At 67.5% G+C, this 12512-nt stretch carries 11 protein-coding genes; 2 read left to right on the forward strand and 9 right to left on the reverse strand.

What is annotated here, in order from left to right; translation table 11 throughout:
* Positions 1-156 precede the first annotated feature (156 nt).
* The 4 genes from AOM09_RS14060 to AOM09_RS14075 all read right to left on the reverse strand — a co-directional run bounded on the left by AOM09_RS14060 (position 157) and on the right by AOM09_RS14075 (position 2962).
* Complete coding sequence (locus tag AOM09_RS14060) at positions 157-588, reverse strand: single-stranded DNA-binding protein (protein ID WP_062389955.1); 432 nt, start codon at positions 586-588, stop codon at positions 157-159.
* Between the two features lie 514 nt (positions 589-1102).
* Positions 1103-1663, reverse strand: coding sequence for an ankyrin repeat domain-containing protein (locus AOM09_RS14065; protein ID WP_169747671.1), 561 nt, complete (start codon positions 1661-1663; stop codon positions 1103-1105).
* A gap of 290 nt (positions 1664-1953) precedes the next feature.
* Positions 1954-2523, reverse strand: a complete 570-nt coding sequence (locus tag AOM09_RS14070; protein ID WP_062389861.1) for a hypothetical protein — start codon at positions 2521-2523, stop codon at positions 1954-1956.
* Positions 2524-2533: 10 nt separating this feature from the next.
* The gene (locus AOM09_RS14075) at positions 2534-2962 is read right to left on the reverse strand and encodes a single-stranded DNA-binding protein (RefSeq protein ID WP_062389864.1); all 429 of its coding nucleotides are present in this window, start codon (positions 2960-2962) and stop codon (positions 2534-2536) included.
* Between the two features lie 450 nt (positions 2963-3412).
* On the opposite strand from AOM09_RS14075, the gene AOM09_RS14080 reads away from it, so the two are divergent.
* Positions 3413-4207 carry a hypothetical protein gene (locus AOM09_RS14080; RefSeq protein WP_062389865.1) on the forward strand — a complete coding sequence of 265 codons (795 nt, stop codon included), beginning with the start codon at positions 3413-3415 and terminating at the stop codon, positions 4205-4207.
* A gap of 353 nt (positions 4208-4560) precedes the next feature.
* On the opposite strand, the gene AOM09_RS14085 is transcribed toward AOM09_RS14080, so the two are convergent.
* From AOM09_RS14085 to AOM09_RS14100, 4 genes are read right to left on the reverse strand one after another with little or no spacing between them, the layout of a single operon-like run.
* The gene (locus AOM09_RS14085) at positions 4561-6372 is read right to left on the reverse strand and encodes a type IV secretory system conjugative DNA transfer family protein (protein ID WP_062389868.1); all 1812 of its coding nucleotides are present in this window, start codon (positions 6370-6372) and stop codon (positions 4561-4563) included.
* Positions 6369-6956 carry a hypothetical protein gene (locus AOM09_RS14090; protein WP_156162390.1) on the reverse strand — a complete coding sequence of 196 codons (588 nt, stop codon included), beginning with the start codon at positions 6954-6956 and terminating at the stop codon, positions 6369-6371. The genes AOM09_RS14085 and AOM09_RS14090 overlap by 4 nt, the downstream gene beginning before the upstream one ends.
* Positions 6956-8431 carry a putative type IV secretion/conjugal transfer ATPase gene (locus AOM09_RS14095; RefSeq protein ID WP_174452929.1) on the reverse strand — a complete coding sequence of 492 codons (1476 nt, stop codon included), beginning with the start codon at positions 8429-8431 and terminating at the stop codon, positions 6956-6958. The genes AOM09_RS14090 and AOM09_RS14095 overlap by 1 nt, the downstream gene beginning before the upstream one ends.
* Positions 8432-8436: 5 nt before the next feature.
* Positions 8437-8898, reverse strand: a complete 462-nt coding sequence (locus AOM09_RS14100) for a hypothetical protein (RefSeq protein WP_062389874.1) — start codon at positions 8896-8898, stop codon at positions 8437-8439.
* A gap of 202 nt (positions 8899-9100) precedes the next feature.
* Between AOM09_RS14100 and AOM09_RS14105 the strand changes: the two genes are divergently transcribed.
* Complete coding sequence (locus AOM09_RS14105) at positions 9101-10879, forward strand: hypothetical protein (RefSeq protein WP_156162391.1); 1779 nt, start codon at positions 9101-9103, stop codon at positions 10877-10879.
* Positions 10880-11041: 162 nt separating this feature from the next.
* Here the strand turns inward: AOM09_RS14105 and AOM09_RS14110 are convergent, their stop codons facing one another.
* Complete coding sequence (locus AOM09_RS14110) at positions 11042-12505, reverse strand: SCO6880 family protein (RefSeq protein WP_062389880.1); 1464 nt, start codon at positions 12503-12505, stop codon at positions 11042-11044.
* Positions 12506-12512 lie beyond the last annotated feature (7 nt).

Here is a 12512-nt window from a genome sequence, read left to right on the forward strand (position 1 = left end):
GAGGGTGGCGTGGAGCTTGCGGCGGAACTGCTGGGGCACACGGACCCGAGGATCACGATCCAGCACTACATCAAGCCGCCCGAGATGGTGAATCCGGCGACGGCGGCGATGCTCGATCGGTTGTTCGCGAAGGACGAGTGAGGCGCGCCGGGGCCGTCACGCCGTCAGCGTCGGGGGCGTGGGCTGGGTGACTGTCTCTTCGGGCGCGGCCGACAGCTCCTGCTTGGCGCGGCGCGTGCGCTCGACGGTGTAGCTCGTGCGGGCGACGTCGTGTCCGATTCTCGCGGCGATGAACTCCTCCGCGTCGGTCTCGACGCCGTCGGCGCCGACGCGGGTGAACCGGCGGATGCGCCCCTCGGCGATGAACCGATCGCCCTTGGCGAGGTGCTCGGCAGCGCGCTCTGCGGTACGGCCGAAGACGACCAGGTCGTGGAACGTCGGCTCGAGCGGCGTGAAGGAGCCGTTCTCACCGCGGTGGAAGTGCTCCTGCCCGACGCGGACGTAGAGCCGGGCGTCGCCCCGCTCGGTGGCCGTGAGGGCCGGCTCGCTCACGATGAAGCCGGACAGTGATGCACGGGTGCGGAACATGATGCCGCCCTCCTTCTCGGTGGTCGGCGTCGTGGTGACGCCTGTACCGATCAGGTGCGCGGCCGCGATCCGCAGTGGCTCCGCTAGGTAGTGCAACGTGCAGAGTCCTGTTGCGTGACCGTGCCCGCTCGCGGGAGCCGCAGTCCCGCGACGGCGGGCGCATGGAGAAGTGCTGCGGCGCGCGAGGAGCCGAGAGCGAGGTGACGAATGCGTGCTCCATGGCGCGGTGGCGTGCAATGTCGGTGTCGGCTAACGCCGCCAAGTCGGGGTCTCGTTGGGGAGTGACGGCCGAGCACACCGGCTGTGCAGAGCGCCCCCTGTTCAGATCGCAGCGCGGAGGGCTGATTGCGGTCAGGCTGGGAACCGCTGTTCGGGCGGTGCTTGTCGATGCACGATCGCCGTAGGCGGGTGGCATCAATGCGCACGCCGAGCAGGTCCCCGGAGCGATCTGAGGTCTGTGAAACATGCGCAGTCGACAGCTCCACTCGTTGGCGGCAGGGGTTGCTAGCGGCGGCTATCGCGTCGCGCGTGCTCGTCCCTCGGGCGTCAACCAGGCGACTCCGAAGTCGTCGTAGAGCTCGATACCGCGGTGCACATCGGCGAGATCGAAGATCTCAGTGCGACCGAGGCTGTCCTGGCGGATCAAGCGAAAGTGCTTCTTGTACATCTCCTGCGGGTTTGCACCGCCCACCAGCAGGGCGAGGACAATCGCGACGTAGTCCGAAGCGTCGGTGCCGTCACGACGGGGACCGACTGTCGCCATCCGTGCCGCTGCAGTTAGAGGCGTGTGTCCCGTCCGCGAAGCCCGCGGATTCGGGTCTGCGCCCCGTTCCAGCAGCCAGTGGACGGCCTCCAACTGAGCGTTGGAGGCGGCGTAGTACAGCACGGAGTCTCGGTCGCGGTCTTGGGCGTCAACACTCGCGCCTTCGGCGACGAGGTAGTCCATCGACGCAAGGTCGCCGCGACCCGCCGCGAACATCAGGTCCGTTGTTCGACCACTTCGTCGTGATCGCACGATCCATAGAACGAGCGCCAGAGCACCGATGACTGCTGCTGCGATAGAGATCTCAACCACTGTTCCCCCAACCCACCCAATTGCGCACCTGTCTGGCGCGCAGCGCAAAAGTACTGCGAGTGACGTCCTAGGGAACGTTGGACGCGCGCATCATTTCTGCCCGGCGCCCGATCTGGGCCCGCAGTCACTCACTAGCGCCGCGGTGTCCATGAGTGAGGGGCTATGCGCGTCGGCCGCAGTGGCGCCCAGCAGACCGAAGAGCCGCACGGGAATGTGTTGATATTCCGCGGCCCGACTTGGTCGGAGCGGTCGGCACGACGGGGTGACTGACGTGCACAGCGTTTGCGGCGTCACGCTGGCACGAGAGAGGCGATGAACGCGTCCTCCAGAGCACGGCGGCGAGCGACGTCCGCGTCGACGTAGGCAGCGAAGTCGGCGTCGCGGTCACGGATCACGACCTCGGTTGCTGAGTCGGGTAGAGGCTCGCCGGGCCAGGCGGCGACGCGGGTGGGACGATCGCGATCGAGCTTCGTCCCGCAGTCGGCGGTCCAGTTCCTGAGGCGCACACACGCGTCGTGAAAATCGCGATGCCACCCCAGCGGTGCCGACCCGTGCTGCTGAGGGTCGTACGCGCACAGCCAATGCAGGTGCAGCGCCGAGAGCTCCCAGACCAGTTCCCAGTGCCTGTGCCAGAAGGGCGGGAGCGTCGTGGGCCCGAGCGCGTAGGTCTCGCGTAGCCACTTCACCCAGGCATCGAGCTCGTTCCACTCGAACCGCGCGTCGGTCGACGTCAGGAGGTTCCAGTTCACCGGCCGCGGTGGCTCCATCGCCGACCCGTCGCCCTGGAGGTCCGCGGCGGCGCTCGCCTCGTACTCGGGCTCGTAGGCGCCAGGCACCTCGAAGTCATCCTCGCGCGTCACGGTCAACCCCTCACAGGCTGACCGGTCGCGCCGCGGACGCAGCCGGCGCCGGGGCAGCGGGCTCGACGGCCTTGATGCGTCGGCGCTCGCGATCGACGGCGTACGCGGTACGCGCCGAGTCGTGGCCGAGTCGCTTGGCGACGAACTCCTCACCCGCGAGGGTCTGCTGGTCACGCTCGAACGTGAAGTTGCGAACGTAGCCCTCGGCGACGAATGCGTCGCCCTTGGCGAACATCTGAAACGCGCGCTCAGCCGTGCGGCGGAACATCACCAAGTCGTGGAAGGTCGTCTCGCCCTGGGTGAAGGACCCGTCGGCGTTGCGGTCGAAGTGCTCCTGCGCAACGCGCACGTAGAACCGCGCCTCACCCTTGGAATTGAACGACAACTGCGGGTCGGACGCGATGAATCCCGACAAGGATTCCTGGGTCTTGATCGACATTGCGGGCTCCTGCCTGACGCGCGGCCAAACCGACCGCTCCTTGGACAACAGGTGCGCTTGGGTTCCCCGGCGGGAGCCCGGCACCGGCCCGCTTTCCTCCTCAGACTGTGGCCAGTTCCGCAGAGATTAGGACGGACCCCGGGTGCTGAGTCGAGATCTTGTGCATGCCCCGACTCGGAAGGCGTGCTTGGGTCGTGGCTTGCCAGCGACGGCCGTCGGTAGGTGTGGATCGGGCGTTTCGGAAGGTTCTCCTGACTTGCGTCACTCAGAGCAGGATGTGCAGCCCGACATTGAGTGGTGCAACCCGTGCAAGGGCTCGTGAATAGGCGTAGTGCGGCGCTTTCGAGCGCACCGATTTCAGCAGGCCGGTCGCGGTTGGCGTCCGCGCTAAGTCTCGATTAATACCTGCTAGCCTCCGGAGCCGAAGAACTTGATCACCAGGGAGTTGCTGTGCCTCTATCGGAACTCGACGTCGACAAACTCGCGCTCGCGATCAGTGCCGTCGCTACCGGAATCGCGTGGTGGGGTGCCCACCGCGGCGCGCGCTTGGGCCGAGAAGGTGTCGAGGCGGCTCGCAGCGCCAACGAGCTCGCCGTCGCAGCGAATGAATTGGCTGAGCGGGCCCAAGCTGCCGTCGTTGAGAGCCACGACGTCACCTGGGAGATTGCTGAGTCTGCGATCGACTACGTGTCGCTACGGAATCTGGGCACGTCTACTGCGTGCGAGGTCAGGCTATTGGTCCGAAGCAAGGGCGTAGATGAGATTGCCTACGTCGAGGTGGGTGATGTCGAGCCAGCGGCACTGCGTTCTGCCAAGGTCTCCGATTTCGGTTGTGATGCCGCCGAAGCGCTCGAACTGCTGAACCAGACCGAGGAGTACGCGAAGAACCTTGAGCAGGGGGCAGTAGCGCTAGATACGAGGCAATTCATGAATACTCTCTATAGTGGCGCCGGCAAGGCCGATGAGATCCCCGAAGAGTTCGAACTGTTTGACCTCGACGTATTCAAGGCGGAGGTTCGCCGGGAATTCGAGGAGCGAGTCGGGATGACTCCGGAGGCTGCGCGGTCTAGGCTCGGCGAGATTCAGCGGCAATTGCGGAGGCTCGAGATCGCCGTCCGATGGAAGAGCCTGAACGGACGTGAGTTCGAGAAGACCTTCGAAAAGTACAGCTTTGAGAGCGGCTTCACCTCGCGGCGCAATTTGGAGGAGACGGTTGCTGAGCGCGCCGCGGTGGCGCCTCGCTAGGCACCCGCTCGACCCGCCGGTGATTGGCGCGTCGCGCTGACCAGCCGGCGCGTCACCTGCGGCGATCCGTGAGTGCACACAGCCGATTCCCCGGTTGAGTTCATGCTCCGGTGGCCCGTCGTGATGTGCACTGGTCATGTCTTGGGGGAATGCTTCAGCCGTTGCGTCGTAGAACGGCGCGCGGCTTTTCAAGCTATCGGTCGATCGCGAGCAACTGTTCATGAGCGTTGTCCGGTGGTGGACCGCAGGGCGTTGCCCGGCGCGTCGAATGACGTGCCAAAGGTTGCGCGCGGCCCTGAGCTGGCGGCAACCGTGCACAAGTGGCATGCGCGCAGAATTGTTCCCAAGGCGCGTTAGTCGCAGGCCCAACGTGACGTAGGGGGCGATGCCGCTTCGGGGCTGACGCGGAAGAGTGCCTCGACCGCCGCCCGATCTGCCTTCAAGGTCGTAGCGTCCTGCCGTGTCGTCCATTCCCTCATCCGCGTGATGATCGGCGGCGCATTGCGCAGCAGCACCAGTGAGGTTCCGTAGGGGAGCGTGCGGATGGTGTCGGGCGGCATCACGGCGAGGCGGCGGACCGAACGCTGGTTGGCGCGGGAGCCGCGGTCGCCGTAGGTGATGGAGTCGGTGATCTCGTCACGCTCGCCGATGAGCGTGGAGAGCTCCTGGAGATCGCTGGAGCTCGACGCGCCGCCGAGGATGACCTTGGCGATGGAGGCGTCGGAGATCGCGGTAGCAGCGTCCCGGCCCCACCGGTCGCGCGCCTGGGCCATGGACTGGAGCACGGGCATCGTGGTGATGCCGGTGCCGCCACCCTCCGCCATCAGGACCGGTAGCGACGGCAGCGGAGCGAGGTTGCCGATCTCGTCCAGCGCCATGAGCAGCGGCGGGTCGAGGCGCGCGCCGGCGGAGCGAGCGGCCATCCGGCGCGCGGTCTCGATCAGGTCCTCGAGAAATGCTGCGACAAGCGAAGATGATGCGCCGGCGCCCGCGCCGGTGGCGAGCAAGTAGAGCGTGCCGGACTCGCGCAGGAACGCTTCGGGGTCGAAGTGCTCGTCCTCTTCCGGGCTGACGGCGTCGAGCACCCGGGGATCGGCGAGCGCGCCAAGCGCGAGAGAGACGCCTTGCCAGATCGAGTCGCGGGTGCGCGGGTCTGATTCGGTCGTCGCTTGGAGCAGGTCGCCCCAAGCGGGCGCGGCACAGGGGTGGGACAGAAGGATTGCGACGGCCTCCTTTGCCGCGGCTGGGTCGAGGGTCCAGCGGAAGAGCTCGGTCGGAGTTCGGTGGTCGATGGCGGCGGCGTGCAGCATGGCCTGGAGTGCCATGCGCGTCTTGCCTTCCCAGAAGCCGCCGTTCTCGACGTTGGGGCCGGCGAGTCCTGTGCCGGCGGCGAGACCCTTGGCGCGGATCATCGCCGTCAGCGGCTGTTCGCAGCCACGCACCGGAGACCAACGGAGGCCGGCGGGCACGCCTGCGGCGAGCTGTTGCGGGTCGAACACCGCTACCGGGCCCTTTCGCGACCGGGCGCGCAGGGTCGCGGTGAGGTTGTCGGGCCGGGTGGAGGTGGTGACCACTGCGCCTGGCGCATCGAGGATCGAGTTGATCACCAGGTGAGCGCCCTTGCCGGACCGGGGCGGGCCGATGACGAGGATCGAGTCCTCGACCGAGACCCAGACCTCCTTGCCGCGTGCGTGCCCGACCCTGTACCCGACGTCCGACGGTGCGGGTTTCGACAGCGAGGGCCGCAGGGTGGCGGCGCGCTTCAGGAGTGCGCGCTCCGACGCGGCGTGCGCCACTTCGGTCGGCGTGGCGATGCCCGCGATGTGGTTCGGATCGGCCCGTGAGTGGTGCTGGTGGTCGCGCACGAGCCGGAAGACGAGCCACGCGCCCACCGCGAGCACGGCGGTAAGGATCGCGACCGAAGTCCAGTACACGGCAGCGTTGAGGTTCGCCGAACCGAGAGCTACGCCCGGGTCACCCGCGTGGGTCAGCACGCTGAGCCCAGCAGTGAGCCCGCCGGACGGTGGCTGCGCGCCAGAGACCCACGCCGCCACAGTCCCGGCGATGCGCAGCAACAAAGCGAACCCGGCGACTCCTACAAGGCCGCCGAGGGCGATGTTTGTCAACCCGTCCCCCGAATCGGTGCCTACCCGCCCGCGGTTCATCTGAGCGTCCGCACCGCGCAGGTTGCCGATGTGCGTCCGAACAGCAGCACTTCGTTTCCTTCGGAGCCGTTCGCCGCACCAGTGTCAACCGGCATGTGCACCGATCCATCGGCTCGCGCTCGGACATGCCGGACGATGATCGCGACGGCTACCTCCTCGCCGCCAAGGAAACCCGCCGCATCGTCCACCAACGCCGGCGCGGCGGCATCTTCGAGGACTGCCTGAGGAGCGGCGTCGGTGAGCACCGCGGAGGCGAAGACGAGAGGCACCTCGGCCTCGATGGGCTCGGCGACGATGTCGTCGAAGGTGCTGCCGTCTGCCTCGTGGATCAGTACGCGGACCGGCGAGTTGCGCTCCCTGATGAGGCCATTCACAAGTGAGACGAGGTTGTGGCGCATCCACGCCGGGGCGAACGCCTCGGGTCGGTGCGGATGGCCGTCGACCGTGACCGTCATCTGTCCGTCGTCCGCGATGTGCGCGACCAGCAGGGGGAAGACGGGCGGTACCGGCACCGGGGCGTGAGTGTTGGCGGTCGGTTGCGCTCGTCCCTTGGAACGCCGCGTCGATGTCGGCATGAGGCTCATCAGGCACCTACCGTCATGCGCTGGTCGCTGGCGAACAGCTCCATCTCGTTGGGGTGAAGCTGGTGCTGGACCACGAACGAGCGGTTCTTGATGCGCCACAACCCCTGCCCGGTGCCGAGGCCGGGCAGGAGGTTCCGCTCGGTGCCGGTCAGGCCCAGAGCCGTCGCCGTCGCGCCGAGCTGGTCGGCCTCCTGTCGGTAGATGATCCGCGTCTCGGCGTTGGCGAGGAGGGACGATGCGAGGGCTCGCATCGCGGATCCCTGGTCGCCGCCGTTGTCGAGGTCGGAGAGCTTGTGGAAGATCAGCATGTTCGCGATGCCGTAGTGCCGAGCGAGCCGCCACTGGGCGTCCATGCGGCGCAGCAGGGCGGGGTGAGACATGAGGCGCCACGCCTCGTCGTACACGACCCAACGTTGTCCACCCTCGGGGTCGAGCAGCGCCGACTCCATCCACGCCGACGAACACGTCATGAGCAGCGAGATGAGCGTCGAGTTCTCCGCGACCCGCGACAGGTCGAGCGAGATCATCGGCAGCGACGGGTCGAACTTCACGGTGCTCGGCCCGTCGAATAGCCCCGCGAGGTCGCCCGCGACGAGCCTGCGTAGCGCGTGCCCGACGACACGGCCGTCCTCGATCAGGCGGCGATCGCCGTCGTCGCCCGGCTCGAGGATACGGTCGACGACCATCGGCAGGATCGGCACGTCGGCGTCGCGGACCGTCGCGGCCAAGGCGAGGTCGATGGCGGTGTGTTCCAGCGGCGCGAGTGGTCGGGCGAGCACCGTCTCGGCGAGCGCGCCGACGAGGTCGCGGCGCCGTGCGGCAACGTGGCCTGTCCATTCGACATCGGAGAGTCCTCTCGGCCGGTGGCCCTCGTCGAGCGGATTGAGTCGGTTGTGCAGGCCGTGACCGAGCACGATGGCCTTGCCTCCGACCGCCTCCGCGACCGCGGTGTGTTCACCCTTGGGGTCGCCGGGCACGTAGACGCGCCGGCCGAAGGCGATCGAGCGCGTGTACAGGCTCTTGGCGAGCGATGACTTGCCCGAGCCGACGATGCCGGCCAGCACGACGTTCGGCGCGGTGATGATCCCGCGCGAGTAGAGCACCCACGGGTCGTAAACGAAGGACGACCCTGAGAACAGGTCGGCGCCGATGAAAACGCCGTGGGAGCCGAAGCCGCCTTCGGCCATGAAGGGATAGGCGCCCTGGAGCGTGGCCGAGGTGTCCTGGTGCCTCGGGAGGTGAAGCCTTCCTGGCGTGCGGAGCGCGGCGGATCGTGCCTCGCCCGAGGATGGCAGGTAGGCGGTCGCCTTCTGCCGGGCGCGCTCCTCCTCCCACTCCGCCTTGGCGAACGCCTCCTTCGTCCTCCGGTCGACTGTCGCCAGTTGGGCGGCGGCGCGACGACGGGCCTTGCGGTCCCGCCTCCGTTCCTTCGCTGGCCCGAGCAGCACCGAGGTGTGCAGCTTGTCCTTCTCCATCTGGCTCACAGCGACATCCCCTTCGGCTGCTCGGCGGCCTGGTCGGGTCGGGCGAACGGGTCAGACGGGCCGAAGCGCGGCGCGAGGCGGTCGCTCACCGGCACGATGGGTCGGAACGGCTTGGTATCCCACGCGATGCGGCCCGAATGCTGAGACGCCTGGTCCACTGCGAGTTCGGCCCGTGCCACGAGCCGCGCGGCTCGCTCCAACCCTCGAGCCGCAGCGAACGCCTCCTCGACGCCGGTCCAGTGCTCCCCGTCGTCAGTGAAGGCGAACTCCTCGTGCCGAGTGTGTGCCGAGGCGACGTGGTCGAGCACCTGGTGCAATGACCGCAGCCCGCCGAGCAACTCGCCGACCACTGCGTACGTCTGCGAGGGGCTCGCAAAGCTTCGGGTCGTATGCGCCAATGCCCGAAGCGCCTGCCTTGCTTCCTCGGCGTCGGCGAGCGGGTCCTCGAACGTCGGCATGCCGTACCTCCAGTCATGGTGCAGCAGAGGTACGCACGGAGTCCCCGCGCACGGGAGGCCAACAGGTCAAACGCACGCAAACCCCGTTTGTGGTGCGATGACCGGTCGCATGAGGCGGCCTCCGGATTTGACGGCCAACAGGTAACGCTGCCCTGCGCCTCCTGGGGGTTGACCCATGGCCCGCGCACGATAGCCTCGGCGCATGGAACTTGGCACGCGGGTGCTTTTCCTGCACGGGATCAACGCACCGGACACACCAGGCTGGCTTGAGGACGTAAACGCGGCGCTCGCGCGAATCGCTCGCTCGCCAATCGAAGCTCATGAGTTCTTCGCACCGTGGTATGGCGACCTTCTGGCGAAGGTCGATGACTCACCCGATGCGCAGGAGTCGCTACGGGCGCGCCAGCACGCGGGCCATGCCCGCCTGCTTTTTGCAGAGCGCCAAAGCAACCTCGTAAGTCGCGTGCGCGGTGCGAGACTCGGATCGCGTCCGTCAGTTCTCGATCTTGCGATCGATGCAGCAGCGATCAAGCTCGCACCACCTCTTGGCCAGGTGAAGGCATTCCTCGGCTCCAAGCGTCACCCGCAGATCATCGAACGCGTGCTTGAGAGCATCGAGTCACCAGTCGGCGATTGGATCGTGGTTGCGCATTCGCTAGGAACCGCGGTTGCACTCGAGCTATTGGGTCAGCTCCCGGCCGGTATGAACGTGAAGCTCTTGCTCACGCTCGGCTCGCCGCTGGGTCGCCAGCCGTTCAAGTCGTTCGTGTCGACGGCCTTCAGCTCCGCAGACCTTGCGCGCGTGCAAGGCTGGCTCAACGTATACAACACGGCTGACGCCGTCTCCCACGGCTCTGGGATCAGCTCTGCGGTCCCGGAAGCGGTGAACGTTGGAGTGGCGGCGCCTGCTCTGGATCATTCTGTTCAGTCCTGCCTCACTCAAGACGCGATTCTCGAGGAGCTCGGCACTGCGCTCTACGGAGTGAGGGGCCGCGAACTGCAGAGGTGGGAGCGTGGAGCCTCACGCGAAGAGTGGGATGGGCTCGACCTGCTCACCGCCCTCACGGTCCAGTACTGCTATCGCATCGAATCGAGTCTGCATGCTTCCACGGATCAGGCGAAAGACGACCGTCGCCGCCGAGTGAAGTCGATCCGGCTCGCGGTGATTGACGCCGCGATCGAGTCGGCCCGAACCAACGGGCGCGAGCCCTTGTTCGATGACTTCGACAAGGATCTCTCTCCCTGGCTTTCGGGCCGGGTTCCGCACACGGGTGTCCCCGCATTCCTGATCGTCCTTCACCGTCTCCAGCCTCTCTCGCCGTTCTCTATTGATTACGCGGCACAGGCGCGCTCGGTCCGCGAGCAGGTAGCGCGAGATTTCGGACTGGCCGAGGCCTATGCAGAGATCGCTCGCGAGTGTGTCGAGTCCGCCGAGTCGGTGTTCAAGGCCGGCAGGTCACCGCTCCAGCTGATACCAATCGTCGCGATCGCGGGCGTTGCAGTCATCGCCGCACCGTGGCTCGTCGCGCTCGCGGCGCCTGCTGGGCTCGCTGGCGGCGCGGCTGTGATGGGAGGTCTCGCCGCACTGGGGCCCGGCGGCGTCGCTGGCGGCCTCATGGTGGTCGGTGGCGTCGGCGTTGCGGGCGGTGGGGCCGCCGCGGCGCTCGGACGGGGACTGGCTGGCCAGACTCCCGAGGAAACGAAGCAAGGTGCGGTGGACCTCATGGCTCGTGCGTTGGTGTCGCGCGCCCTCGAAATTGATGGGGATCGACCTCACGCGGAGTGGGATGTGCTCGTAGCCGCGCACGCTCAGGCCCACGAGGATTTCGCGAAGTTCAGCGAACTGAATGACAAGTCGAAGGTCGGCAAGGAGGTCACGGCTCAAGCAGAACTCAAGGTCAAGGACCTCGCGAAGAGCCTGAAGTGGATGCTCGAGCAGGAACTCGCGCCGAACTTGGTCATGATCGACGCCTCAGCCTGATGTGAGGGGTCGCCTAGAGCTATTTGACGATCTAACACGCCGACTTGGCCCATCCGGGTTGGCGTTGGCGCGTACGAGGTCCGACTGGCTGCCGCGCATACCGGCATTGACGTGTGGCACAACGGTCGCTGTTGTCGTGCGTGCCCGCGAGGTTTCCGTCGCTCACACGACCCGGCATAGCGGCAACGCCGCCACCGCGAACGCCTGCGCTTGTTGCCCGACGAGCCGCCGAGTCTCGCAGGACGCCTGCACAGCCGCCTGCTCGACCGCCGCGACGGACTCCTCGAGCGCGTCCTCGGTCCGCGCGGACACGGCGATGAGTCCTGTGTACCGCAGCACCCCGTGGCCGGCGGTGAGGTCGGACTCCTGCTGGAGCACGTCCTGGAACTCTGCGGCGCGCTCCGCGTCCTCGATCTGACCCATGCGGGCACGCTGGGTGGCGTCGGACATGAGCCCGACCTTCTTCTTGCGGATGTCGCGGGCGGCGACGTCGGCGCGCACGGGTGTGTAGATCATCGTGAAGGTGCGCTGGATGCCGGAGGTCAGCAGCAGCGGACGTAGGAAGTCGGGGTACACCGACGAGCGGGGCCACTCCGACACCCACAGCACCGCGTGATACGCCGAGTCGGTACGGAGCCTCTCCCACGTCTCGTTGAGGCCCACCGGTCCCGCCGTCGCCAACGACCGGCCGATCTCGCCGTGCCGCTCGAGCGCCTGGCCCGCTGCGGGGTCGTAGGCCGATCGCAGGATGACGGCAACCTCGCCCGCGCTTAGCCATCCCGTCGGGGTGATCTCGGCCGCTCGGAGCGCGGAGGCGAAGGTTGCCATCTCCTGACGCAGGACTGCGGCCGTGCCCTTCATCCCGCCGCCTGCGGCCCGAATCTGACGCGCACACGCCTTCATGTCCAGCGCGAGCGAGATCGTCGTGGCGTGCCGCTCGCTCGCGGGCCCAGCACGACCGATCAACTCGCGGTAGTTCACCGCGGGCCAGGTGTTGTCGTCCTTGCCGTAGCGCGTCCACCACTCGGCGAGGCCGCTGCCCGAGTCGGGGAGAGTGCGCTCGGAGATCTGCACGCGCGCGATACGCCCCGAGCGGCACGCTGTGGCCAGGACGCGACCCCAGCCGCTGACGCGTCGTTCCTGCTCACCAGGGTCAAGCAGCACGAATGCGGGATGCGTCACCCCGACGACGGCGGTGAGGGTCTGGGCGTGCGGGTCGTGGATCATCGCGGCCCCGGTCTCGGGGTCTTCCCACTCGCGCAGCGCGGCCGCGTCGCCGGGCAGCGCGAGCGTGCCTGCGGGCCGCGGCTTGACCACGTGGTGCCGGAACACGAGCTGGCCGCCGGTGGCCCGCCACACCCAGCGGCCGGCCACGGGCACCCACTCGATGACCTTGCGGCCGCCGACGGGCACGAAGGCGACGATGGCGGCGGTCACCCAGATCGGTGAGCTCCACGCGACAACGAGTGCTCCGCCCGAGTAGATCGCTGCGACGAACGTGATGAGACCGACCGCCAGCACGATGACCTGGGGCAGCGACAGCCCGAGGATGACGCCGCGCTTGGCGAGTCGGGAGAACTGCACCGGAGAGAGGCGCACTGGCGGGGCGCCGTGGTCGATCGCCATAGGAGCC

The organism is Demequina iriomotensis, from assembly GCF_000971395.1.
In the GTDB taxonomy this organism is placed as follows: domain Bacteria; phylum Actinomycetota; class Actinomycetes; order Actinomycetales; family Demequinaceae; genus Demequina; species Demequina iriomotensis.

What these genes read in the sequence shown, in the direction of transcription:
- AOM09_RS14060 (WP_062389955.1), bottom strand. Translation starts at nt 588, where the DNA reads ATGTTCCGCACCCGTGCATCACTGTCCGGCTTCATCGTGAGCGAGCCG.
- AOM09_RS14075 (WP_062389864.1), bottom strand. Translation starts at nt 2,962, where the DNA reads ATGTCGATCAAGACCCAGGAATCCTTGTCGGGATTCATCGCGTCCGAC.
- AOM09_RS14085 (WP_062389868.1), bottom strand. Translation starts at nt 6,372, where the DNA reads ATGAACCGCGGGCGGGTAGGCACCGATTCGGGGGACGGGTTGACAAAC.
- AOM09_RS14090 (WP_156162390.1), bottom strand. Translation starts at nt 6,956, where the DNA reads ATGAGCCTCATGCCGACATCGACGCGGCGTTCCAAGGGACGAGCGCAA.
- AOM09_RS14095 (WP_174452929.1), bottom strand. Translation starts at nt 8,431, where the DNA reads ATGGAGAAGGACAAGCTGCACACCTCGGTGCTGCTCGGGCCAGCGAAG.
- AOM09_RS14100 (WP_062389874.1), bottom strand. Translation starts at nt 8,898, where the DNA reads ATGCCGACGTTCGAGGACCCGCTCGCCGACGCCGAGGAAGCAAGGCAG.
- AOM09_RS14105 (WP_156162391.1), top strand. Translation starts at nt 9,101, where the DNA reads ATGGAACTTGGCACGCGGGTGCTTTTCCTGCACGGGATCAACGCACCG.
- AOM09_RS14110 (WP_062389880.1), bottom strand. Translation starts at nt 12,505, where the DNA reads ATGGCGATCGACCACGGCGCCCCGCCAGTGCGCCTCTCTCCGGTGCAG.